The following is a 23,305-nucleotide window of genomic DNA, read 5'->3' as shown; positions in this document are numbered from 1 at the left end:
GATGGGCGTTTCGCGCGAGAGAGACGCACGCCGGGCTCGCCACGCCGACTCGCTATAATTGCGCGCATGTCTTCGAATCCCGAATCCACCGGCGGCACGCCCGATTCCGTTCGCGCCGCCGAAGCCGCGACCGCTGTCCTCAACGCGGCCGCACAGCGCGCCGCGCAGCCCGCGCGGGCGATCCAGGCGCTGCCCGATCAGCTCATCAGCCAGATCGCCGCGGGCGAGGTGGTCGAGCGGCCCGCCTCCGTCGTCAAGGAACTGCTCGAAAACGCGCTCGACGCGGGCGCAAGCACGCTGCGCATCCTGCTGGACGAAGGCGGCGTGAAGCGCATTTCCATCGCCGACGACGGCTGCGGCATTCCCGAAACGGAACTGCCGCTTGCGCTCATGCGCCATGCCACCAGCAAGATCCGCTCCCTCGCCGAACTCGAGAGCGTCGCGACGCTCGGGTTCCGCGGCGAGGCGCTGGCGTCGATCGCCTCGGTGGCCGAAATGTCGATCACGAGCCGCAGTGCCGACGCGGCGCACGCCGTGAAGATCGACGCACACACGGGCGCGATCTCGCCCGCAGCTGGCGGACAAGGCACGACCATCGAGGTGCGCGAGCTGTACTTCAACACGCCCGCGCGCCGCAAGTTCCTGAAGAGCGAGCAGACCGAGCTCGGCCATTGCCTCGAAATGATCCGCCGCAGCGCGCTCGCGCGCCCCGACGTGGCGATCTCCGTGCTGCACAACGGCCGCGCCGTCGAGCACTGGAATGCGAGCGACCCCGCCACCCGTGTCTCGAAGATCCTTGGCGAAGTCTTCGCGACGGCCCACCTGCCGCTCGACGAACGCGCGGGGCCGCTCGCCGTCTACGGCTGCGCGGGCCTGCCCACGGCGAGCCGCAACCGGGCGGACCAGCAATACTTCTTCGTGAACGGCCGCTTCGTGCGCGACAAGCTGCTCACGCATGCGGTGCGCTCGGCCTACGAGGACGTGCTGCACGGCGACCGCTACCCGTCGTACGTGCTGTTCCTCGACCTGCCGCCCGAGGCCGTCGACGTGAACGTGCATCCCTCGAAGATCGAAGTGCGTTTTCGCGACTCGCGCTCGATCCACCAGTTCGTGTTCCATGCCGTGCAGCGCGCGCTCGCGCGCCACGCGGGCGCCTCGCCGGAAACGACCGCGGGTGGACATGCCGCGCTCATCGAGCCGCGGCCCTTGCCGGGCGCGGGCGTGCTCGGCGCCTCGGCCGGGCTGGCTTCGGGCGCTGGCGGCAGCTCCGGCGCGGCAGACTACGCGCGTTCCGGCGGTTCGCACAGCGTGTCCGGCGCGAGCGGCGGCTTCGGCGCGGACGGCAGGTTCGGCACCGCGAGCGTCGCGAGCAGCTTTGGCGGCGCGGGCGGCGCAAGTTCGCGCGCGTCCGGTTTCGGCCCGGCAGGCGGCAGCGCCGGCGCGGGCAGCGGCAACACCTGGCTGCGCCAGTCGCGCATGACTCAAGGCAGCCTGCCCGTCGCGCAGCCGCTTGCACTTTACGACGCCCTCTTCGGCCGCAAGGACGTAGGCGCGGGCACGGCGCAAGGCGCAACGGTGGCGCAGGCGGAGGACGCAGCGGACCCGGGTGCGCCGCAGCCCGCCTTCGCAGCGGGCGAAGACCACCCGCTCGGCTTCGCGCTCGGCCAGGTCCACGGCATCTACGTGCTCGCGCAAAACGCGCGCGGCCTCGTGATCGTCGACATGCATGCCGCGCACGAGCGCATTCTCTACGAGCAGTTCAAACAGGCGCTGGCCGAACGCTCGCTCGCCGTGCAGCCCTTGCTGATCCCGATTTCGATGACGGCGGATCCCGTCGAGACTGGCACCGTCGAGGAAGAAAAGGCGACGCTCGAAGCGCTGGGCTTCGACCTCGCCGTGCTCTCGCCCACCTCGATCGCGATCCGCGCGGTGCCCGCGCTGCTCAAGGACGCCGACCTCCAGGCGCTCGCGCGCGCCGTGCTGGCCGACCTCCACGAGTACGGCGGCTCGCGCGTGCTGACCGAGCGCCAGCATGAAATGCTCGGCACGCTCGCCTGCCACCATGCGGTGCGTGCAAACCGGCGTCTCACGCTCGACGAGATGAACGCGCTGCTGCGCCAGATGGAAGCGACCGAGCGCGCCGACCAGTGCAATCATGGCCGGCCGACCTGGTACCAGCTCACGCTCGCCGATCTCGATCGGCTCTTCATGCGCGGTCAATGACGCAGTCCACGAAACACGGAAGCGGCGCAGAAGGCAACGCGTTGCCCGTCGCGTGCCTGCTCGGGCCCACGGCCTCGGGCAAGACGGCGGCCGCGCTCGCCTATGCCGCGCAGTCGGCGGCGCGCGGTCGCACGGTGGAGATCGTGAGCGTGGATTCGGCGCTCGTCTATCGCGAGATGGATATCGGCACGGCCAAGCCGACCGCTGCGGAGCGCGCGGCGGCCGCGCATCACCTGATCGACATCGTCGATCCGCTGGATGCGTACTCAGCCGCCGATTTTCGCGCCGACGCATTGCGCGTAACCGGCGAGATCGTCGCGCGGGGCAACGTGCCCCTGCTCGTGGGCGGCACGATGCTCTACTACAAGGCGCTCACGCAAGGCCTCAACGATCTGCCCTCGGCCGATCCCGCGGTGCGCGCGCAACTCGACGCCGAAGCCGCGCGCGACGGCTGGCCCGCCATGCATGCGCGCCTCGCGCTCGTCGATCCGGCCACGGCGGCGCGCCTCGCGCCCAACGACTCGCAGCGCATCCAGCGCGCGCTCGAAATCTTCATGCTGAGCGGGCAACCGATGTCGGTGCTGCTCGCCACGCCGTCCACGCGCGAGGACGAAGCCGCGCGCTACCGCTTCGTGCCGGTCGCGCTCGAACCGTCGGATCGCGGCGTGCTCCACGCGCGCATCGAAGCACGCTTCGACGCGATGCTCGCGGGCGGGCTCATCGACGAGGTCAAGGCACTGCGCGCGCGCGGCGACCTGAACGCCAACCTGCCGTCCATGCGCTGCGTGGGCTACCGTCAGGTGTGGGAATACCTCGACGGCGAGATCGACTACGACACCATGCGCGACAAAGGCGTGTTCGCCACGCGCCAGCTCTGCAAGCGGCAGCTCACCTGGCTGCGGGCGATGCCGGAGCGCATCGTCGTGGATTGCTGCGCGGCGGATGCGACCGCGCGGGCGGTTGCGGCGGTCGAGCGCGTCGTGGAGCCAGGCGGCGACCAGGGCGGCTAGCCCTTCGTCGAATTCCCCCGGCGCCTTGTGCGCCACAACATTCCCCATTGACGTTCGCGCGCCGCGCGTTTGAGCGCCGCGCGCCCCTTCCCGCCCGCCGCAACGCGCCACGGAAAACGGCCGCCGTCCGCTTGACTTTCGGTCGACCGGATACGATCATTCGTTCATCAATAGAGCAATTGCTCAATCTCGAGCCGGTCGGCCGGTTCGAGCAAGGAGACACCGAATGAACACCGAACGCAGCGATGCGAACGTGATCCTGCACATCGGCGCCGGCTCGTTTCACCGGGCGCATCAGGCGTGGTATCTGCACCGCGTAAACCTCGCGCGCAAGGCCAACGAGGCCGCCTGGGCGCTCACCGTCGGCAACATCCGCTCCGACATGAACGCCGTGCTCGACGCGCTCGCCGCCCAAAACGGCGTCTATACGCTGGAAACCGTGACGCCCAAGGGCGAGCGCGCCTACGAGGCGATCCACTCGATCACGCGCGTGCTGCCGTGGTCCGCGGATCTTGCGGGCCTCATCGATGCGGGTGCGCACGCATCGTGCAAGATCATCGCCTTCACGGTGACCGAAGGCGGCTATTACCTCGACGAGCACGACCGTCTCGACACCGCGAACCCCGATCTCGCCGCCGATCTCAATGGCGGCCGCACGACGATCTACGGCGCGCTCGCCGCGATCCTCGAAGCGCGGATGGCGCGCAACGGCAGCCCCGTCACGCTGCAAACCTGCGACAACCTGCGCAGCAACGGCAAGCGCTTTCATGCGGGCATGCGCGAATTCCTCGCGCTGCGTGGCGCGATGGATCTGCGAGACTGGTTCGACGCGAACACGGCCTGCCCCGACTCCATGGTCGACCGCATCACGCCGCGCCCCACACCGGACGTGCGCGAGCGCGTGAAAGCAGCGACCGGCGTGGACGACGCCTGCCCCGTGATGGGCGAGGCGTTCATCCAGTGGGTGATCGAGGATCACTTCTGCGCGGGGCGGCCCGCCTGGGAGCGCGCGGGCGCCGAGATGGTCGAATCGGTGATGCCTTATGAGGAGGCGAAAATCCGCATCCTCAACGCTACGCACAGCTGCATTGCGTGGGCCGGTACGCTCGTCGGGCTCGACTTCATCCACGAAGGCACGAACGACGCCGACATTCGCACCTTCGCACGCGAGTACGTGAGCGAAGACGTGATTCCCTGCCTCACGCCGAGCCCGCTCGATCTCGCGACGTATCGCGACGTCGTGCTCGAACGCTTCAGCAATCCGTACATCCAGGACACGAACCAGCGCGTGGCCGCAGATGGCTACTCGAAGATCCCCGGCTTCATCACGCCCACGCTGGCGCAACGCATCGCCGGGGGTGCGACGCCGGGCGCCACGGCCATGCTGCCCGCGCTCTTCCTGCGCTTTCTCGAACGCTGGCACAAGGGCACGCTGCCCTACCGCTATCAGGACGGCGTGATGGACGAAGCGGCCGTGCATCGCATGTTCGAAAGCGGCGACCCCGTCGCGGCGTTTCTCGACGACAAGCTGCTGTGGGGCGGTCTCGCCGGCAATCCTGCACTCGCAGGCGCCGTGCGCGGCGCGCTCGCGCGTGTCGATGCGTGGCTCGCCTCGCGCGGGTGCAGCGTTTGAAGCAAGGCATCGAAGCGCACAAAGAAGGGCGCTCGACACCTGCGCCACGCGCCGTCCGGGTCGGCGCGCATGGCGTCGCGCCCGGCGCGCGGCTAAAGTAGCGCAACCCCCATCACCACTTGCGCGCGCCCATGTATCTCGGCATCGACCTCGGCACCTCCGAAGTGAAAGTCCTGCTGCTCGCGCCCGATGGCCGCGCGATCGGCACCGCCGGCTCACCCTTCACGGTGTCGCGTCCGCATCCGCGCTGGTCCGAGCAGAATCCCGCCGACTGGTGGGACGGCACCCGCCGCGCGCTCGCGGCGCTGCGCGAGGCGCACCCGCACGAATTCGCGCAGGTGCGCGGCATCGGCCTCTCCGGGCAGATGCACGGCGCCGTGCTGCTCGATCGCCACGACAACGTGCTGCGCCCCGCGATCCTCTGGAACGACATGCGCGCCGTCCAGGAATGCGCGGAACTCACCGCGCGCGCGCCGCAGCTGCATCGCATCGCGGGCAATCTCGCCATGCCGGGCTTCACCGCGCCCAAGCTGCTGTGGGTCGCGCGCCATGAGCCGCAGGTCTTTCGCGATACGGCCTGCGTGCTGTTGCCAAAGGACTACCTGCGCCTGTGCCTCACGGGCGGCAAGGTGTCCGATCCTTCCGACGCAGCAGGCACGCTCTGGCTCGACGTGGCCAAACGCGACTGGTCCGACGCGCTCCTCGACGCCTGCAACCTGACGCGCGCGCAAATGCCCTCGCTTGCCGAAGGCAGCGCGCCCTCCGGCACGCTGCTGCCCGAACTGGCGCGCGAACTCGGTTTGCGCGACGACGTGGTCGTCGCGGCCGGCGGCGGCGACAACGCGACGAGCGCGATCGGCATAGGCGCAACGCAGCCCGGCGACGGCTTCGTCTCGCTCGGCACGTCTGGCGTGCTCTGCGTGGTCGGCGACCGCTTCCGGCCCAATCCCGCCTCGGCAGTCCACGCGTTCTGCCATGCGATTCCGGACCGCTGGCATCAGATGAGCGTCGTGCTTTCGGCTGCCAGCTGTCTGCGCTGGGTCTGCAAACTCACGGGCACGGACGAGCCCACGCTGCTCGCCGAAGTCGAACGGCTCAGCGCCGAAGCGCTGGCCGAAGCGCCGCTCTTCCTGCCGTATCTCTCGGGGGAGCGCACACCGCACAACGACCCCTATGCGCAGGGCGTCTTCTTCGGCATGACGCACGCGACCGATCGCGCGCTGCTCGGCTACGGCGTGCTCGAAGGCGTGACGCTCGCGCTCACCGACGGCCTCGACGCGCTCGCGGCCGCGGGCACCGAAGTCGGCGCGCTCTCGATGCTGGGCGGCGGCGCGCGCAGCGGCTACTGGGCGCAACTGGTTGCCGACGCATTCAATACGCCCACGCGCCAGCACGGCGGCGGCGAGACCGGTGCCGCGCTCGGCGCGGCGCGACTCGGCTGGCTGGCGGCGGGCGGCGCCGCGAGCGACGTGCTGAGCAAGCCGCCCGTCGTGGCCGAGTACACGCCGAACGCCGCGCGCCATGCGGCGCTGCGCGAGCGGCTCACCGCCTACCGCGCGCTGTACCGCCACGTGCGCCCGCTGTTCGAACCCTCGCGCGAACGTCTCGCGTGAGGCGTGCAGTACACTTCGGCCCCGATCCCGCCTCGAACACCACCGTGCCCAAGTCCACCGAAAAACTCGATCTCGCGACCCGCGCCGCCTGGCTCTACTACGTGGCCGGCAACACCCAGAACGAAATCGCCGAGAAATTGCAGGTCTCGCGCCCGGTCGCGCAGCGTCTCGTCGCGTTCGCGGTCGAGAAGAACCTGATACGCGTGCGTGTCGATCACCGGCTCGCCGATTGCCTCGCGCTCGCCGATAAGCTCTCGAAGCGCTACGGCCTTTCGGTCTGCGAAGTGGTGCCCGTGGACAACGACACGCGCGAGGAGATCGACCGCAAGCTCGCGGTGGCGGGCGCGCAGGTCATGGAGCGCTATCTGACCGAAGAGCGGCCGATGGTGGTGGCCGTGAGCAGCGGCCGCACACTCAAGGCCGCTGTCGACCAGATCGCGCAGCTGGAGCGGCCGCAGCACCGGCTCGTTTCGATGGTGGGCGCCATCGCGCAGGACGGCTCCTCGAACCGCTACGACGTCGCGCTGCACATCTCCGAGAAGACCGGCGGCAAGCACTTTCTGCTGCCCGCACCGCTCATCGCCGACAGCGAGGCCGAGCGCGCGCAATGGTGCAATCACCGGCTCTACCGCATCGTCGAATCGCTGTCGGGCGAGGCCGATGTCGCGTTCGTGGGCATCGGCAATATCGGCGAACATTGCCCGCTCCATGAGGATGGCTTCATCACCTCGGAGGAAGTGCGCGAACTGATGAGCCAGGGCGCCGTGGCCGAGATGCTCGGCCTGCCCATCGACGCGGCCGGCAAGCGCGTGGATTCGCCCACTGGCCGCCGCGTGACGAGCGTGCACCTCGACTCGCCGCCGCGCCGCCCGACCATCGGCTTCGCCGGTGGGGCACGCAAACGCGAAGCGGTCATTGCGGCGCTCAACGGCGGCTGGCTCTCCGGGCTCGTCACCGACGAGCTCTGCGCGCGCGCGGCAATCGAACGCTGAGCGCCTGAAGACTCTCGTTGAGGGCGGGAAAAATTGATCGCGGGTTTCCCGGGGAGACGCTTTGTGGACAGGCTGTAGTCGGCCCAGGTGCGGTCATTTCCAGCAACGCCCCGAACCGGACTCTCGTGCGAGTCGCCAGTGTGACGTTCGCAACGCAGCTATTGCTTTGGCATCGGGGCCCGGGTAAGGTCGACGTCGTCCAGTTTGTTGATTGCATTGCGAGATGGATTAAAGACAAAAACTATGCGTTGAAGGACGACCATGATCGTATTTGAAATAGCTACCCCAGGCACGTGGCTCGACTGCGAAGATAGGAACTGGGCATGGCGAATTCAGGGGCAGCTTCGATCGCTTGAATCGCAATTTTTCGAAGCCAATGCGGCGTTAAACCTGTTTATTGGTGCACAGTCGATTCGCCCGTCGTTTGCAGATCGTGAAAACTGGGAGCGCGATTCGCAGCGTCGGTCTGAAATTTGGCGCATCATTGAGCAAGAGGCTGGCGTCAGCCTTGCGAAAATTTTGACGAAATTCGGTTTGAAACCGAAGTGCGCTTCAAGCGAGAAAAGTGGGCGGCCGGAGGTGTGCCGCGCGAGTTCGAACATAACTTGCCGTTCATCTATGCCCGCGCATTTTTGTATGCACTTGATGCTTTCGACAAATTCCTCGGCGTTCTTGCGAAGGAAGAAAATGTCCCTGAGGAAGTGGCAACTCATCATGAGAAGATCGCAGATGCTTTCCCTCATCTTCGCGGTGTTCGCAACACAGCTCAACACCTTGAAGATCGTGCCCGGGGTTTAGGCGCAGGCCGGAACCCTCAACCCCTTGAGCTTAAACCAATTGAAAACGGGTTCATCAATGCGCCAAGGGGCGGCGTTCTTGTACTGAACTGTCTTAACGGCTCAAAGTATGGTTCTACAATGTCAGACGGTCATTATGGCGAGATCGATGTATCACCTGAGTCAATGCTGCGTTTAAAGGAAATTCTGGAAGCAGTTTTGTCGTCATTTAAGTGGCGTGGACCAAGACAACACGCTCCGAGTGTGTGATGCAAACCCTGTGCTTAACATTGAGCCCTACCCACGGCTTCGCGACTTTACGGTTGCCGTAAGCTCCACGTCGAAGGTCCGCTTACCCAAATTCCCTCGGACCGTTTTGGGTCGAACTGAGCCCTACCGGCAAATCTGCGAAGAGCCGAAAAAAAAAGCCCGCGCAGCGGGCTGACAAAGGCAACTTCCGGTACCTCGCCTCACCACACCGCCTCACCATCGAGGCGGTGCGTCCAGCGAGCCAGTGAAATCACGCAGCCAGTTGCTGCGCGAAGCGACGCTCGAACGCCTGGCCGTTCGCGTCGAAGAGATGGCAATGATCGGGCGTCGATCCGACCTTGAACGCCTCGCCACGCGCGTGCTGCTCGAGTGGCGGAACGCGCGCGATCAGGCCGTCGGGGGCGACCGGACATTCTGCGTAAAGATAAGCGGCGTCGCCGAGCGACTCCACCGTCATCGCTTTCGCGCTCACGCCTTCCTCGCCCGTCATGATGTGCAGGTGCTCGGGACGGATGCCCACCGTCACCTTGTCGCCTTCGCGAGCGTTGCCCGGCTCGACGCCCACCTTCTGCGTATCGCCCGTCGCGTAGCGCACGACGATGCCGTCGCTCCCGACCTGCTGCACCGTGCCGTCGAGAAAGTTCATCTTCGGCGAGCCGATGAAGCCCGCCACGAAACGGTTCGCGGGCGCATGATACAAACGGTTCGGACTGCCGACCTGTTCGACATTGCCGGCCGAAAGCACGACGATCTTGTCCGCAAGCGTCATCGCCTCGACCTGGTCGTGCGTCACGTAGATCATCGTCGTCTTCAGGTCGTCGTGCAGCCGCGCGAATTCGAGGCGCATCTTGACGCGCAGCGCGGCGTCGAGGTTCGAGAGCGGCTCGTCGAACAGGAACACCTTCGGCTTGCGCGTGATCGCGCGCCCGATCGCCACGCGCTGGCGCTGGCCGCCGGAAAGCTGCTTCGGCTTGCGGTCGAGCAAGTGGTCGATGTGCAGGATCTTCGCGGCGTTTTTCACGGCCGCATCGATCTCGGGCTTCTTCGCGCCCGCGAGCTTGAGCCCGAACGCCATGTTGTCGTAGAGCGTCATGTGCGGATAGAGCGCGTACGACTGGAACACCATCGCAATGCCGCGCTTGGCGGGCGGCACGTCGTTCATGCGCGTGCCGTCGATCAGCAAGTCGCCACCGCTGATGTCCTCCAGTCCCGCGATCATACGCATGAGCGTGGTCTTGCCGCAGCCGCTCGGGCCCACGAACACGACGAACTCGCCGTCGCCGATGTCGAGATTCACGTCGCGCAGCACTTCGTTGTCGTCGTAGCGCTTGAGGACGTCTCTGAGGATCACGCTTGCCATGATATGTCTCCGTTCCGTTGCCGCGGATTTGCGCAGCACCGCTCAGTAAGAGCGCGCTTGCGCCTGGTTGATTCGTTGCGCCACCCGCGCGGGCAGCGTCGTCATGTCGTCGAAGATTTCGATCGCGCCCGCTTCGCGCAACTCGTGCGCGTGCGCGTCGCCACCGACGTGCGTACCGCCCACGAAGCCGAGCACCGTCATGCCCGCCGCGCGCGCCGCACTCACGCCCGCCACGCTGTCCTCCACCACGAGGCATGCGGCGGGTGCGAGGCTCATGCCCTGCGCCGCAGCGAGGTAGACATCGGGCGCGGGTTTGGGCTTCGCGACCATATCGGCGCAATACACGCGCTCACCGAAGAAACGCGTGAGCCCGTTGCGCGCCAGCACTTCGCGCACCACAGCGGTGTAGCTGTTGCTCGCACAGGCCTTCGTGAGCGCCACGGCTTCCAGCGCGGCGAGCACGCCCGGAAAAAGCGGCGCCTCGCGCGCATTCGCCTCGGCCACGGTGCGGATCGCATCGATATCGGCTGGCGTGAGGCTGCGCCCGAGCGCCGCGCCCGCGCCGCTCAGCACGCGCTCGATGCGCAAACCGAGCAGCGGCATCACGACGGGCGCCGCCGCCACGCCTGGCCATCGCGTTTCGAGTTCGCGCACCAGCACGCCGGCCGCCACGGCTTCGCTGTCGATCAACACGCCGTCGCAGTCGCAGATCAGGGCTCGAATGGGCATGGATTCGTCCATTTCGCTGGGTTCAATTCCCTTTGTCGGCTTACTTGACCGCCCCGAACGTAAGGCCGCGCACCAGCTGCTTCTGCGAAAGCCAGCCGACGATCAACACCGGGGCCACCGCGAGCAGCGACGCCGCGGAGAGCTTCGCCCAGAAGAGCCCTTCCGGACTGGAGTACGAGGCGATGAACACGGTGAGCGGCGCGGCGTTCGAGCTCGAGAGGTTGATGCTCCAGAATGCTTCGTTCCACGAAAGAATGATCAGGAGCAGCGCCGTGGAAGCGAGCCCGGGAACGGCCATCGGCATGAGCAGATAGACGATTTCCTGCCACGTGGCCGCGCCGTCCATGCGGCCGGCTTCGAGAATATCGCGTGGAATCTCGTTGAAGTACGTGTAGGCCATCCATACCGCAATTGGGAGGTTGATGAGCGTATAGACGATGATCAGCCCGCTCACGGTGTCGAGCAGCCCCGTGTTCTTCCACAGCAGGTAGATCGGAACGAGCACGCCCACCGAAGGCATCATCTTCGTGGAGAGCATCCACAGCAGGATCTTCTGCGTGCGATGGTTCGGGAAGAACGCCATGGCGTAGGCCGCGGGCACGGCAAAGATCAGGCACACGATCGTCACGCCGGCCGAAATCATCACCGAATTCCAGGCGAACGCGAAGTAGTTGCTGCGCGCGAACACCTCGCGGAAGCTGTCGATCGTCGGCGCGAAGAAGATCGTCGGGATATAGGCCTGCTGCTCGGTCTTGAAGGCCGTGATCGTCATCCAGAAGATCGGGAAGAACAGCGCGATCGCAATAAGCCACGCGAGCAGCCCGGGCAGCACGCGGCCGATGAACTGCATCGGCGAGGAATGGTGGACTGCGTCGGCCGATTGCACGGGTGTAGCGGTAATCTGGCTCATTTTTCGTACTCCCCTTTGAGGTTGCGCGCGAGCATGCGCACGAGGAAGAACGACACGATGTTCGCGAGCACGACGGCGAGAATGCCGCCCGCCGAGGCGATGCCCACGTCGAACTGCTGCAGGCCCAACGAGTAGATCAGGTAAGTGAGGTTGGTGGTCGCGTTGCCGGGACCGCCGCCCGTGGTCGTGTAGATCTCGGCGAAGATCGAGAGCAGGAAAATGGATTCCATCATCACGACAACGGCAATCGCGCGCCGCAAGTGCGGCAGCGTGATGTAGAAAAACAAGGCGATCGGGCCCGCACCGTCGATCTTCGCCGCCTCCTTCTGCTCCTGGTCGAGCGACTGGATCGCCGTGAAGAGAATGAGGAATGCGAACGGCAGCCACTGCCACGCCACGATCATGATGACCGCGGTGAGCGGATACACGGCGAACCAGTCGATGGGCGTCATCCCCAGCGAGCGCATCGCGACCGCCACGAGGCCATACACGGGATGCAGGATCATGTTCTTCCAGATCAGCGCGCTCACCGTGGGCATCACGAAGAACGGCGCGATCGCGAAGAGCCGCGCCACGCCCTGGCCGACGAATTTGCGGTCGAACAGCACCGCCATCAGCACGCCGCCGACCACGGTGATCACGAGCACCGCCGCGATCAGTTCGATGGTGTGCAGGATCGACGGCACGAACGAGGGATCGGTGGCGAGGAACCGGTAGTTGTCGAAGCCCGCGAAACCCTTGAGGTCGGGGTTCAGCAGGTTGTAGCGCGTGAACGAAAACCAGATCGTCATGGCGAGCGGAATCGTCATCCACAGCAGCAGCACCGCGACGGACGGCGACACGAGCCAGCGTGACGCCGAGCGGCGCGCTTCGACCTGCTGCGGTTTCTGTGGCGTGCGCGCTCGATTGAATAGAGGCATGGGGAGATGGAGATGACGCATGAGGACCACCCTTCTCTGTTGAGCGCCTGCCGGAGCACGGCGCCGCATCGGCTTCGCGAGGGTGCGCGCGACGGATGGCCCGGCGCGCGCTCGCGGTACTACGCTTGCCGCTTCGCTTTGCGGCGTTGCGGTTACTTCTGGTACCCGGCCTGCGCCACGGCGCGATCGGCAGCCGCGTTGCCCGCGGTGAGCGCTTGATCGACGCTCATCTGCCCGGCCACCGCGCCGGCGATGCCCTGGCCCACCACTGTGCCGAACGACTGGAACTCAGGAATCCCAACGAACTGGATACCCGTGTACGGTACCGGCTTCGCGGTGGGATGAGTCGGATCGGCGGTCTGAATCGCCTTCAGCACGAAGTCCGAGAACGGCGCGGCCTTCTTGTACTCGGGATTCTGATACGTCGAAATGCGCGTACCCGACGGCACCGAAGCCCAGCCTTCGTCCTTCGCGACCATCTCGACGTACTCCTTCGAGGTGGCCCATTCGATGAACTTCTTCGCGGCGTCCTGCGACTTCGAAGACTTGGGAATCGCGAGCGCCCATGACCACAGCCAGTGCGCGCCATTGGGCGTGGCCTGGGTGGGGGCCGCCGCGAAGCCGATCTTGTCGGCCACCTGCGACTGCTGCTTGTTGTAGAGAATGCCCGCGGCCACCGTGGCGTCGATCCACATCGCGCACTTGCCCGACGACATCAGCGTGAGGTTCTCGTTGAAGCCGTTCGAACTGGCTCCCGGAGGGCCGTCCTTCTTCAGCATATCCACATAGAAGTTCACCGCCTTCTTCCACTCGGGGGAGGTGAGCTGCGCGTGCCACTTGTCGTCGAACCAGCGGCCGCCGAAGGTGTTCGCGACCGTCGTCACATACGCCATGTTCTCGCCCCAGCCGGCCTTGCCACGCAGGCAGATGCCGTAGGTGCCGGCGGACTTGTCGGTGAGCTTGTCGGCGAAGTCCCTGATCTGGTCATAGGTCGGCTGCTCGGGCATCTTGAGGCCCTTCTTGTCGAACAGGTCCTTGCGGTAATACGTCATCGAGCTTTCCACGTAGAACGGCAACGCATAGAGCGTGCCGTTGTACGAGAGGCCGTCGCGCGCGGTTTTCACCACGTCTTCGAGGTCGTAGCTGGCAGGCAGGTTGGTCATCGGCACGATCCAGCCGCGCTTGCCCCACTGCGGCGCCTCGTAGGTGCCGATCATCATCACGTCGAACTGGCCGCTGTTGGTCGTGATGTCGGTGGTCGCGCGCTGACGCAGCACGTTCTCTTCGAGGATCACCCAGTTCAGCTTGATGCCCGGATTCGCCTTTTCGAAAGCCGGCGAGAGCTTCTTCAGCTCGATCATGTCCGGGTTGTTCAACATGGCGATCGTGACCGTCTGCGCGTGCGCTGCGCTAGCCGCGGCGACGAGCGCGCCGACGCTCACGGCGCGGCTTATGCACGTTGCTGCGGTCTTGAAAGCAGGTTTCATGGCGATGTCTCCTTGTTCGTTGCGTTATGTCGTGCTGCAGTCGAGCTGTCGTGTCGCACCGGGCAGGCGTTGCGGGAAAGGTCAGCTCATCCAGTTTCCGCCGTCCACGTTGAGTGTCTGCGCGGTGATGTAATCGGCGTCGGCCGATGCGAGAAAGAGCGCGGCGCCCGTGAGATCTTCGGGCAGACCCATGCGCCCTAGCGGCACGGCCTCGCCCACGAGGCGCTTTTTTTCGCCGGGCTGCCGGTGCTCGTAGCGCGCGAAGAGCGCGTCCACCTGCTCCCACATCGGCGTGTCGACCACGCCCGGCGCAATGCCGTTCACGTTGATGCGATGCGGCGCGAGCGCGAGCGCCGCCGACTGCGTGTAGCTCAGCACCGCGGCCTTGGTTGCACAGTAGTGGGAAACGAGCGCCTCGCCGCGGCGGCCCGCCTGCGAAGACATGTTGATGATCTTGCCGCCCTGCCCCTGCTCGACCATGCGGCGCGCCACGGCCTGCATGAGGAAGAACATGCCCTTCACGTTCACCGCGAAGAGGCGGTCGTACACGTCCCACGATTCGTCGAGGAGCGGGCGCATGTCGAAGAGCGCCGCGTTGTTGAAGAGGATGTCGATGCGGCCAAAGCGCTCGACCGCGCTCAGCACGATACGGTCGATGTCCTCGCGGCGCGTGACGTCGGCCGTGAGCGCGAGCACGCGCTCCGGGTACGCGGCGGCCAGCGCAGGTGCGATGGACCCGGCGGGCTTCACGTCGACGAGCACGCAGCGCGCGCCTTCGTCCAGATAGCGCCGTGCGACCGCCTCGCCAATACCGCTCGCCGCGCCAGTCAGCACGGCTACCTTGTCTTGCAATCGTCCTGCCACCGGGGTCGCGGGATGTGCCACAGGTTTGTCTCCAATTTCGCTCGTTCGGGCGCGCGCGGAAACACTTTGGGATATATCTGAGCGTTCGCCCGACGCGTGAGCATTTGCTCTGTCGTTGATCGAATGATCGGATACGAGTAGGAGCCTGTCAAGGCGAACAAACGCGATCGGCCGACATTTCAATGGTGCGATGCGCAATCCTCCTGTGGCTGTGGTCTCCCAACGGCCCCTGACTGAATGGCCGGATCGCGGCACGACTCGCCAATCCGAGTGATACGTTATATCATCGCGCCTTCGCGACACCGATGCATTCGCGGTCTCCTCTCGCTTCGGCTCAAGACAAGGATAGAACCATGCTGACGTTCACCCGCGCGAATTTCACCCGCTGTCCCGCTATCGCGGCGGCGCGCCATCGCCTGGCGCCGGCTCTCGCCCGCCTGGCGGCGGGCGTCGCCCTTGCGCTTGGCGCGACGTTTGGCGGCGCGAGCGCCGCCCTCGCGGCGCAAGCGGGCAACGCGGCGATTCCCGTGGTCGCGGCAGAGAACTTCTATGGCGACGTCGTCAAGCAGATCGGCGGCAGCTACGTGGATGTGACGAGCATCCTGAGCAACCCCGACCAGGACCCGCACCTCTTCGAAGCGAGCCCGAAGACGGCGCGAGCGCTCCAGAGCGCGCGCCTCGTGGTCTACAACGGCGCCGACTACGACCCGTGGATGACGAAGCTGCTCGGCGCCACACAGGGCAAGGACCGCACGACGATCGTCGCGGCGGACCTGGTCGGCAGGAAAGCGGGCGACAATCCGCACCTCTGGTACGACCCGAAGACCATGCCCGCCGTGGCGCGCGCCGTGAGCGCCGCGCTCGGCACCGCCGATCCGGCGCACAAGAGCGTGTACGATGCCAACCTGGCGGCGTTCCTCGCCTCGCTGCAGCCGGTCGACGCCAGGGTCGCGGCACTGCGCGCGCGCTACCGGGGCCAGCCCGTCACGGCCACGGAGCCGGTGTTCGGCTATATGGCTGATGCGATTGGCCTCGACATGCGCAACCAGCGCTTCCAGCTCGCGGCGATGAACGACACGGAGCCGAGCGCCTCCGACATCGCCGCGTTCGAGCGCGACCTGCGCGAGCGCCGCGTGCGCGTGCTGATCTACAACAGCCAGGCGACCGAAGCGCTCACGCGGCGCATGCTGGCGTTGGCGAGCCAGTCGAACGTGCCGTCGGTGAGCGTGACCGAAACGCAGCCGGCCGGCGTGAATTTCCAGCAATGGATGCTCGCGCAGCTCGATGCGCTCGACAAGGCGCTCGCGGCGAGCGCTCGCGCGCAAAAGCCGGCGCAACATTAACCGTACTCAGCAAGGACATTTCATGACAGGGGCCGGCCCTTCGCCCACGCATCACGCACAGCCCGGCGCCGCTCACCATGCGCCGGTGCCCGTGCTCACCGTCGCGGGCGTGACGCTCGCCCTTGGCGAGCGCACGATCCTGCGCGATGCGAACTTTGCGGTGAACCAGGGCGAATTCATCGGCGTGCTCGGGCCGAACGGCGCCGGCAAGACCACGCTCATGCGCGCGATTCTCGGCCTCGTGCCCGCCGCGCGCGGCGCGATCCGCGTGCTGGGCGAGCCGGTCGCGCGCGGCAACGCGAAGATCGGCTACATGCCGCAAACGCGCACCGCACTCGCGAGCCGCAGGGTGCGCGGCCGCGACTTCGTGGCGATGGCAGCGGACGGCCACCGCTGGGGCCTGCCGCGCGCCGACGCCGCCACGCGCGCCGACGTCGCCCGCGTGCTCGACCTCGTCGGTGCGAGCGCGCTTGCGGATCGCCCGCTCTCGGAACTCTCGGGCGGCGAGCGCCAGCGCCTGCTGCTCGCGCAATGCCTGCTCGGCGACCCGAAGCTGCTGCTGCTCGACGAGCCGCTCATCAGCCTCGACCCGAATCATCAGCGCGGCGTGGTCGAACTCGTGCGCCGCGTGCAGCGCGAGCTTGGCATCGCGGTGCTGTTCTCCGCGCACGAACTCAATCCGCTCCTCAACGCGCTCGACCGCGTGCTCTACCTCGGCAATGGCGTGGCGGCGCTCGGCAGCGTGGACGAAGTCATCACCGCGCCCATGCTCTCGCGTCTCTACGGCTCGCCCATCGAGGTCATGCGCATGAAGGGCCGCATCTTCGTGATGTCCGGCGACGTGGAAGTCGAAAAGCACGACCACGAGCATGAGCATGACCATGGCGGCCACGGCCATGGGCACGATCACGGGCACGGACACGACCACGGCAACAACGACAACGCACACGGCCACACACACGATGCTTGAATACGATTTCATGGTGAACGCCTTCGCGGCGTCGGGCATCGTCGCGGTGCTCGCGGGCGTGGTGGGCTATTTCCTCGTGATGCGCGGACAGACCTTTGCGGGCCACGCGCTCTCGCACGTGGGCTTCACGGGCGCCACGGGCGCCGTGCTGCTCGGCATTTCGCCGATGTGGGGCATGGTGGGCTTCACGCTCGCCGCGGGCGTTTCGATGGGCGCGCTCGGCGAAAAGCTCGCGGGCCGCGACGTCGCGATCGGCGTGATCCTCTCGCTCGCGCTCGGCTTCGGGCTCTTGTTTCTGCACTTCTTCACGGCGTACGCCACGCAAGTCACGGCGCTGCTGTTCGGCAACGTGCTGGGCGTGAACCGCGAGACGCTCGGCGTGCTCGCCGCGCTCGCCGTGGCGAGCCTCGTCGCGCTCGCGGCCATCATGCGTCCGCTGCTGTTCGCCTCGCTGCAGCCCGAACTCGCCGAAGCGAAGGGCGTGTCGCTGCGCGCGGTCTCGATGCTGTTCCTCGCCATCGCCGCGCTCGCGGTGGCAGCGTGCACGCAGATCGTCGGCGTGCTGCTCGTCTTCACATTGATGGTCGGCCCCGCCGCCGCCGCGCAGAATCTCACCACGCGCCTTTCCACCGGCCTCGTGCTCGCCGCGCTGCTCGCGCTAGCGCAAGCGTGGCTCGGCGTGACGCTCGCCTTCTACACCGACTGGCCGACCAGCTTCTGGATTACCGCGCTCGCTGCGCTCGTCTATGGGGCGAGTTTGATCGGGCGGCGCTAGGTCGTTGCGCGCGCATCGAAAAAGGCGTTGCCTCCTGACGGTGGCAACGCCTTTTGCGCTTCTACGGCACGCAGGATGGCCGCCCAGCGGGTTTGCACCGCCCGGGTTTCGCATCGGGCGAAATCAGCGCGATGCCGGTGCGAACCAGGTCCTCACGCGACCATAGAGATCGATGAAGCGCGCGTAACGCTGTGCGAGCGCGGCGTCCTCGCGCGGCGACGCGACATGGATCGCCGCCGGCGCGAGCGCGGCGAGATCGCTCATGCGCCAGTGCCCGCAAGCGAGGCCCCCCAGCAGCGCGGCACCGCGCGCGGCCGCGTTCGGGCAGTCGATCGCATAGAGGTCCGCGCCGAGCGCGTCGGCGAGCAACTGCCGCCAGCGCGGGTCGACGGAACCGCCGCCCGCGAGCTTGAGGCTCGCCACAGGGTGCCCGTCGCCCGTGCCTTCCTGCGTACTGCGCACGGCGTCGAGACCCGCACGCAACGCGAATGCCACGCCTTCGAACGCCGCCCGCATGAGCGTGCCGCGCGAATCGCCAATCGAGGCACCGAGCCAGCCGCCGCGCGCCGCCGGGTCGAGCCACGGCGAGCGCTCGCCGCTCAGGTAAGGCAGGAACGCGAGCGTGGCGGATGGCGGGACGGCGAACGCATCGGCGTACGCGCGCGCCCAGTCGTAGGCCAGCCATCCGCGCACCGCTTCGAGCGCCACGCCCACGTTTTGCATCGCAGCCATCGTGTACCAGCCGCCCGTGGCCGAACGGTAACGATGCAGGCCGCGCCGCGCATGCGGTTCGCTGGCCGCGGTCACGACGATCTGGCCGCCGGTGCCCGTGGTGAGGAGTGCGTCGCCCTCGGCGTCTTGAGCAAGACCGCTGCCGAGCGCGGCGCAAGGCGTGTCGCCCGCGCCCGTCGCGAGCACCGCGCCGGTGGGCAGGCCCAGCAGCCGCGCGGCCGCCGGATCCAGCGTGCCGCTCGCCTCGCACGATGCGGCGAGCGGCGCGAACCAGCGCGATGGCAATTCCAGTTGCTCGATCAACGCCAAATCCCACGCACCATCGGGCGCGGCGAGCGCTGTCGCGCACGCGTCCGACGGGTCGGCGACGAACGCGCCGCCAAGCGCCACACGCAGCCAGTCTTTCGGCTGCAGCGCCCAGCGCGCGGACTGCGCGACTTGCCGCTCGTGCTGCGCGACCCAGCGCAGCAACGGCCCAGCCATGCCGGGCGCAACGGGATTGGGTTGCGGATGCGCGGGCTCATCGGGCCATGCATCGAGCAGCGCATGCGCGCGCGTGTCGGGCCAGAGCATCGCGGGACGCAGGGCGCGCCCCGTTTCATCGGTCAGCACCACGCCATGCATCTGCCCGGAAAAGCCGATCGCGCGCACGGCGGCGCGTTCGCTGCCCGGCAGTTGCGCGCAGGCCGCGACGAGCGCTTCCCACCAGCGTTCGACAGCGATCTCGGCCCAGCCGGGCTGCGGCGTTTCGAGGGCGTAGGCAACGCTCGCGGCGGCGCGCTCGACGCCGTCGCCATCGAAGATGCCGAGCTTGAGCGAGCCGGTGCCGAGATCGATGCCGAGGAAGCGTGTTTCAGTTGAGCTCATGGGAGACGTACGCGATGCGGGGTTGAGGGCAAGCCATCATACCGACAGGAGGCGCGACGCGAATCGAGTTGAATTCGCCGTCAAAGGCAGATTTCGAGCATGCCGCGAATCCGCTCGCAACGCAGCCGATTTCGATGCGAAAAGCACGTATTCGCGGGTTAACCCGATGGATGAATGCGCAACGGAAAAACGCTCACATACCGTCTCCGAAATGGCGAGCATAAGGACTCCGCCATATGCGGAATGACAGGCGCGCATCTTGTCGCGATGGCGAATCCGCGCACGGACCCGTCATCACGGCTCGACGCTGCCGGGCTCGCGCCGCGTCGCGCTACCGGGCAAACCCCTTCGACAGCTTTAAACAGGGGCCTTCGCGCCCTGCGCCGCCTCTCGCGCGGCCGCAAGCACCGCGCGCGGCAGCCAGCGGAACGCCGTCGCGCGCGGTCCGCCGGGGCTGATCGCCCCCTTATGCGGCCCCTCCGCCGGGGCGTGCGCATATCGTCGCCGGAAAGCACGGAATAGCCACCAGCGGTCTTGTTGCATGTTTTCGTACCGCATACCTTGGAGGCCACATTCTTCAACAAAGAGACGGAGACAGACGACATGCAAGCGAACGGCATCGAGGACCAGGCCGCCCAGCGATCCGGCCAACGGCGGGTCCACCCCTGCGACGAGCGCCTGCCGTTCGGCCAGTTGCTGACACTCGGCATCCAGCACGTGCTAGTGATGTACGCGGGCGCGGTCGCGGTGCCGCTCATCGTCGGCGGCGCGATCGGCCTGCCGAAGGACCAGATCGCGTTCCTCATCAGCGCCGACCTGTTCGCCTGCGGCATCGCCACGCTGATCCAGACGCTCGGCCTGTGGATCTTCGGCATCCGCCTGCCCGTCATCATGGGCTGCACGTTCGCCTCGGTCGGCCCGATGATCGCCATCGGGACCAACCCCTCGCTCGGCATCCTCGACATCTTCGGCTCGACCATCGCCGCGGGCGCGATCGGCATCGTGATCGCGCCGACGATCGGCAAGCTCCTGCGCTTTTTCCCGCCCGTGGTGGTCGGCACCGTGATCGCGGTGATCGGCCTCTCGCTCATGGAAGTCGGCATCAACTGGGCCGCAGGCGGCGTGGGCAACCCCGACTACGGTAACCCCGTCTATCTCGGCCTCTCGCTGCTGGTCCTGACGCTGATCCTGCTCATCAACAAGTTCGGGCGCGGCTTCATCGCCAATATCTCGGTGCTGCTGGGCATCGTCGCAGGCTTCGCGATCGCGCTTGCGCTCGGCCGCGTGAATCTCGCCGGCATGGCAAGCGCGCCGTGGGTCGGCATCGTCATGCCGTTCCACTTCGGCATGCCGCAGTTCCACATCCTGCCGATCGCGACGATGGTGATCGTGATGTTCGTGACTTTCATCGAATCGACGGGCATGTTCCTCGCCGTGGGCGACATGGTCGAGCGCCCCGTCGATCGGGCCACGCTCGTGCGCGGTCTGCGTGTGGATGGTCTCGGCACGATGATCGGCGGCATCTTCAACTCGTTCCCGCATACGTCGTTTTCGCAGAACGTCGGCCTCATCGGCGTGACGGGCGTGAAGAGCCGCTACGTGTGCGCCATGGGCGGCGTGATTCTCGTGCTGCTCGGCCTCTTTCCGAAGATGGCGCAGATGGTCGCCTCGGTCCCCTCCTTCGTGCTGGGCGGCGCGGGGATCGTGATGTTCGGCATGGTCGCGGCGAACGGCATCAAGGTGCTCTCGCGCGTGGATTTCGTGAAGAACCAGCACAACCTCTTCATCGTGGCCGTGAGCGTGGGCTTCGGCCTCGTGCCGGTGGTGTCGCCGCACTTCTTCGCAAAGCTGCCGCCCGCGCTCTCGCCGCTGCTCCATAGCGGCATCCTGCTCGCTTCGGTTTCTGCGGTGGTGCTGAACCTGATCTTCAACGGCGCAAAGAGCGCGAAGAGCGAAGGGGCCGGCGAGCGCGCCATCCGCCGCGCCGGGCACGATCTCGAAAGCCGCCATGGCGCGGAGCAAGTGCCGCACGGGCCCGATGCGCGCCACGAAATGCCCCGTTCGGCCGCGCACTAAGCGGACCGTATGGGTTCGACCAGTTCGATCGTATTGAGTTGACGCGAGAGGTACCCGCTCGCAGGTGTCTCAGGCGGGCGGGGTCTTTTGCTGGTTCGGCGCCATGGGAAACCGTGGCGCTTTTTTTTCGATGCCCCTCTCTTCGCTCACACGCGCATAAAAAAACGCCACAGTCTCCCGTGGCGTTCTCGCTTCGCGCTGTTCAAGCCGTAGCGTTACCCCGCCGTCGCGGCCGAAGCGGCCACCGGCGCGCTGGCCGCGCCGTAATCGACCGGCGCATCGGCCGGGCGCGGCGTCTCGCCCGCGTGCTCGATCCAGCCGCCGCCGAGCGCACGATAGAGATCGACGAGGTTGGTCAGCCGCGCGAGCCGCGCCGTGATGAGCGCTTTTTGCGCATTGTAGAGACTCGTCTGCGCGGTGAGCACGGGGAGATAGCTGTCCACGCCGTTCTTGTAGCGCAGTTCCGAGAGCGAGAGAGAGCGCTGGTTCGCAAAGGTGCTGCGCTCGAGCGCTGCGATCTGCTCATCGTAAGTGCCGCGAGCAGCGAGGCCATCGGCCACTTCGCGGAAAGCCGACTGGATCGACTTCTCGTAATTGGCGATTTCGATGCGCTTCTCGACATTGGCGAGTTGCAGGTTCGCGATGTTCGAACCGCCCTCGAAGATCGGCAGCGTGATCTGCGGCACGAAACTCCACGCCGCCGTGCCTGCCTTGAAGAGCCCGCCAAGCGAGAGGCTTTCGGTGCCGAACGCCGCCGTGAGCGAGATCTTCGGGAAGAACGCCGCACGCGCCGCGCCAATATTGGCGTTTGCCGCGAGCAGCGACTCCTCGGCCTGCATGATGTCGGGACGCCGCGTGAGCATGTCCGAAGGCAGTCCTGCCGGAATGTCGTTGAGCAGGGCCTGGCCGTCGAGCGGCAGGCCTTGCGGCAAATCCGCCGGCAGCGGCTCGCCGATCAGCAGCACCAGCGCGTTCTCGGCCTGCGCGCGGGCGCGCATTTGCGCCTGCAGGTTGGCCTGCGCATCCTCGACCACGGTCTGCGCCTGGCGCAAATCGAGTTCGGTGCCGGTGCCCGTTTCGAACTGCGCCTTCGTGATGTTGTACGAGTCCTGCGCCGTCTTCAGCGTTTGCTGCGTGATCTTGAGCAGGTCGTCGTCGGAGAGCATCGTCAGATATTGGTCCGCGACTTCCGAAACGAGCGTGATCTCGGCCGACTTGCGCGCATACGCCGTGGAGAGATACTGCGCCAACGCCTGGTCTTTCAGGCTGCGGATGCGCCCCCAGAAGTCGATTTCCCACGACGCCTGCACGCCCACGTTGTAGACGCTGTACGGATTGTCCACCGTGGTCTGAAATTTCCTCGGCACGCGCGTGCGCGTGTCCGTTGCCACACCGTTGATCGCGGGGAACAACTCGGCGCGCGTGATCTGATACTGCGCGCGCGCCGCATCGACGTTGAGCACCGAGACGCGCAGATCGCGGTTGTTCTTCAGCGCGATGGCGACCAGTTGCTGCAGGCGCGGATCGATGAAGAACTCGCGCCAGCCGATGTCGGTCGCCGGGGCACCATTGGCGCTCTGGGCGGCCTGACCGTTCTGGCCGGTCGCGCCGGGTTGCGTCGCATAGACGCCGCCCTGCGGGAAGGTCTGCGAGACCGGCGCCTCGGGCCGGTGGTACCACGGCTCCATCGTGCAACCCGCGAGGACGGTGGTGGCCACTGCGGTGGCCACTGCAATTACGGATAGTTTATGCATC

At 66.7% G+C, this 23,305-nt stretch carries 18 protein-coding genes; 10 read left to right on the top strand and 8 right to left on the bottom strand.

All coding sequences use genetic code 11. From position 1 onward, the window contains the following. Positions 1 to 66: 66 nt before the first annotated feature. From mutL to BMI01S_RS42565, 6 genes are all read left to right on the top strand, one after another. The gene (mutL, locus tag BMI01S_RS14425) at positions 67 to 2,223 is read left to right on the top strand and encodes a DNA mismatch repair endonuclease MutL (RefSeq protein ID WP_028211721.1); all 2,157 of its coding nucleotides are present in this window, start codon (positions 67 to 69) and stop codon (positions 2,221 to 2,223) included. Then, on the top strand, positions 2,220 to 3,233 hold the full coding sequence (miaA, locus tag BMI01S_RS14420) for a tRNA (adenosine(37)-N6)-dimethylallyltransferase MiaA (protein ID WP_042289585.1): 1,014 nt from the start codon (positions 2,220 to 2,222) through the stop codon (positions 3,231 to 3,233). Before mutL ends, miaA begins: the two co-directional genes overlap by 4 nt. Positions 3,234 to 3,459: 226 nt before the next feature. Then, positions 3,460 to 4,866: a D-arabinitol 4-dehydrogenase gene (gene dalD, locus BMI01S_RS14415; protein ID WP_028211723.1), complete on the top strand. Its 1,407-nt coding sequence runs from the start codon at positions 3,460 to 3,462 to the stop codon at positions 4,864 to 4,866. 131 nt (positions 4,867 to 4,997) lie between these two features. Then, the gene (gene xylB, locus BMI01S_RS14410) at positions 4,998 to 6,479 is read left to right on the top strand and encodes a xylulokinase (protein WP_028211724.1); all 1,482 of its coding nucleotides are present in this window, start codon (positions 4,998 to 5,000) and stop codon (positions 6,477 to 6,479) included. Between the two features lie 44 nt (positions 6,480 to 6,523). Then, the gene (locus BMI01S_RS14405; RefSeq protein ID WP_028211725.1) at positions 6,524 to 7,471 is read left to right on the top strand and encodes a sugar-binding transcriptional regulator; all 948 of its coding nucleotides are present in this window, start codon (positions 6,524 to 6,526) and stop codon (positions 7,469 to 7,471) included. Positions 7,472 to 8,016: 545 nt separating this feature from the next. Next, positions 8,017 to 8,517 carry a hypothetical protein gene (locus BMI01S_RS42565; protein ID WP_202905089.1) on the top strand — a complete coding sequence of 167 codons (501 nt, stop codon included), beginning with the start codon at positions 8,017 to 8,019 and terminating at the stop codon, positions 8,515 to 8,517. Positions 8,518 to 8,767: 250 nt separating this feature from the next. Here BMI01S_RS42565 and BMI01S_RS14400 read toward each other — a convergent pair whose 3' ends face one another. From BMI01S_RS14400 to BMI01S_RS14375, 6 genes are all read right to left on the bottom strand, one after another. Further along, positions 8,768 to 9,877: an ABC transporter ATP-binding protein gene (locus BMI01S_RS14400; protein ID WP_028211726.1), complete on the bottom strand. Its 1,110-nt coding sequence runs from the start codon at positions 9,875 to 9,877 to the stop codon at positions 8,768 to 8,770. A gap of 42 nt (positions 9,878 to 9,919) precedes the next feature. Next, positions 9,920 to 10,606 (bottom strand): HAD family hydrolase, encoded by a 687-nt coding sequence (locus tag BMI01S_RS14395; protein WP_238327784.1) that lies wholly within the window; start codon positions 10,604 to 10,606, stop codon positions 9,920 to 9,922. Positions 10,607 to 10,646: 40 nt separating this feature from the next. Continuing rightward, a complete protein-coding gene (locus tag BMI01S_RS14390; RefSeq protein ID WP_407669008.1) occupies positions 10,647 to 11,456 on the bottom strand; it encodes a carbohydrate ABC transporter permease in 810 nt (269 codons plus the stop codon). Positions 11,457 to 11,512: 56 nt separating this feature from the next. After that, positions 11,513 to 12,505 (bottom strand): carbohydrate ABC transporter permease, encoded by a 993-nt coding sequence (locus BMI01S_RS14385; RefSeq protein WP_407669004.1) that lies wholly within the window; start codon positions 12,503 to 12,505, stop codon positions 11,513 to 11,515. A gap of 83 nt (positions 12,506 to 12,588) precedes the next feature. Continuing rightward, entirely contained in the window at positions 12,589 to 13,923 is a 1,335-nt protein-coding gene (locus tag BMI01S_RS14380) for an ABC transporter substrate-binding protein (RefSeq protein WP_028211730.1), read from the bottom strand. Between the two features lie 81 nt (positions 13,924 to 14,004). Beyond that, positions 14,005 to 14,787 (bottom strand): L-iditol 2-dehydrogenase, encoded by a 783-nt coding sequence (locus BMI01S_RS14375; protein WP_028211731.1) that lies wholly within the window; start codon positions 14,785 to 14,787, stop codon positions 14,005 to 14,007. 353 nt (positions 14,788 to 15,140) lie between these two features. Here BMI01S_RS14375 and BMI01S_RS14370 point away from each other — a divergent pair, with 353 nt between their 5' ends. The 3 genes from BMI01S_RS14370 (at position 15,141) to BMI01S_RS14360 (ending at position 17,875) form a co-directional block, all read left to right on the top strand. After that, positions 15,141 to 16,130 (top strand): metal ABC transporter solute-binding protein, encoded by a 990-nt coding sequence (locus BMI01S_RS14370; protein WP_081715976.1) that lies wholly within the window; start codon positions 15,141 to 15,143, stop codon positions 16,128 to 16,130. Positions 16,131 to 16,215: 85 nt separating this feature from the next. Continuing rightward, the gene (locus tag BMI01S_RS14365) at positions 16,216 to 17,100 is read left to right on the top strand and encodes a metal ABC transporter ATP-binding protein (protein ID WP_028211733.1); all 885 of its coding nucleotides are present in this window, start codon (positions 16,216 to 16,218) and stop codon (positions 17,098 to 17,100) included. Then, positions 17,093 to 17,875, top strand: a complete 783-nt coding sequence (locus BMI01S_RS14360) for a metal ABC transporter permease (protein WP_028211734.1) — start codon at positions 17,093 to 17,095, stop codon at positions 17,873 to 17,875. Before BMI01S_RS14365 ends, BMI01S_RS14360 begins: the two co-directional genes overlap by 8 nt. Positions 17,876 to 17,998: 123 nt before the next feature. Here BMI01S_RS14360 and BMI01S_RS14355 read toward each other — a convergent pair whose 3' ends face one another. Then, entirely contained in the window at positions 17,999 to 19,474 is a 1,476-nt protein-coding gene (locus BMI01S_RS14355; RefSeq protein ID WP_028211735.1) for a xylulokinase, read from the bottom strand. Between the two features lie 603 nt (positions 19,475 to 20,077). On the opposite strand from BMI01S_RS14355, the gene BMI01S_RS14350 reads away from it, so the two are divergent. After that, positions 20,078 to 21,550 carry a nucleobase:cation symporter-2 family protein gene (locus BMI01S_RS14350; protein ID WP_042289577.1) on the top strand — a complete coding sequence of 491 codons (1,473 nt, stop codon included), beginning with the start codon at positions 20,078 to 20,080 and terminating at the stop codon, positions 21,548 to 21,550. A gap of 215 nt (positions 21,551 to 21,765) precedes the next feature. Here BMI01S_RS14350 and BMI01S_RS14345 read toward each other — a convergent pair whose 3' ends face one another. Continuing rightward, entirely contained in the window at positions 21,766 to 23,304 is a 1,539-nt protein-coding gene (locus BMI01S_RS14345) for an efflux transporter outer membrane subunit (protein WP_028211736.1), read from the bottom strand. Position 23,305: the final 1 nt, after the last annotated feature.

It is taken from the genome of Paraburkholderia mimosarum LMG 23256 = NBRC 106338 (assembly GCF_000739815.1).
GTDB lineage: Bacteria > Pseudomonadota > Gammaproteobacteria > Burkholderiales > Burkholderiaceae > Paraburkholderia > Paraburkholderia mimosarum.
This window is presented reverse-complemented; position numbering and strand designations above follow the sequence as displayed.

Coding starts and splice junctions, on each gene's coding strand:
- mutL (WP_028211721.1), top strand. CDS start 67: ATGTCTTCGAATCCCGAATCCACCGGCGGCACGCCCGATTCCGTTCGC.
- miaA (WP_042289585.1), top strand. CDS start 2,220: ATGACGCAGTCCACGAAACACGGAAGCGGCGCAGAAGGCAACGCGTTG.
- dalD (WP_028211723.1), top strand. CDS start 3,460: ATGAACACCGAACGCAGCGATGCGAACGTGATCCTGCACATCGGCGCC.
- xylB (WP_028211724.1), top strand. CDS start 4,998: ATGTATCTCGGCATCGACCTCGGCACCTCCGAAGTGAAAGTCCTGCTG.
- BMI01S_RS14400 (WP_028211726.1), bottom strand. CDS start 9,877: ATGGCAAGCGTGATCCTCAGAGACGTCCTCAAGCGCTACGACGACAAC.
- BMI01S_RS14395 (WP_238327784.1), bottom strand. CDS start 10,606: ATGCCCATTCGAGCCCTGATCTGCGACTGCGACGGCGTGTTGATCGAC.
- BMI01S_RS14390 (WP_407669008.1), bottom strand. CDS start 11,456: ATGCAGTTCATCGGCCGCGTGCTGCCCGGGCTGCTCGCGTGGCTTATT.
- BMI01S_RS14385 (WP_407669004.1), bottom strand. CDS start 12,505: ATGCGGCGCCGTGCTCCGGCAGGCGCTCAACAGAGAAGGGTGGTCCTC.
- BMI01S_RS14380 (WP_028211730.1), bottom strand. CDS start 13,923: ATGAAACCTGCTTTCAAGACCGCAGCAACGTGCATAAGCCGCGCCGTG.
- BMI01S_RS14370 (WP_081715976.1), top strand. CDS start 15,141: ATGCTGACGTTCACCCGCGCGAATTTCACCCGCTGTCCCGCTATCGCG.
- BMI01S_RS14360 (WP_028211734.1), top strand. CDS start 17,093: ATGCTTGAATACGATTTCATGGTGAACGCCTTCGCGGCGTCGGGCATC.
- BMI01S_RS14355 (WP_028211735.1), bottom strand. CDS start 19,474: ATGAGCTCAACTGAAACACGCTTCCTCGGCATCGATCTCGGCACCGGC.
- BMI01S_RS14350 (WP_042289577.1), top strand. CDS start 20,078: ATGCAAGCGAACGGCATCGAGGACCAGGCCGCCCAGCGATCCGGCCAA.
- BMI01S_RS14345 (WP_028211736.1), bottom strand. CDS start 23,304: ATGCATAAACTATCCGTAATTGCAGTGGCCACCGCAGTGGCCACCACC.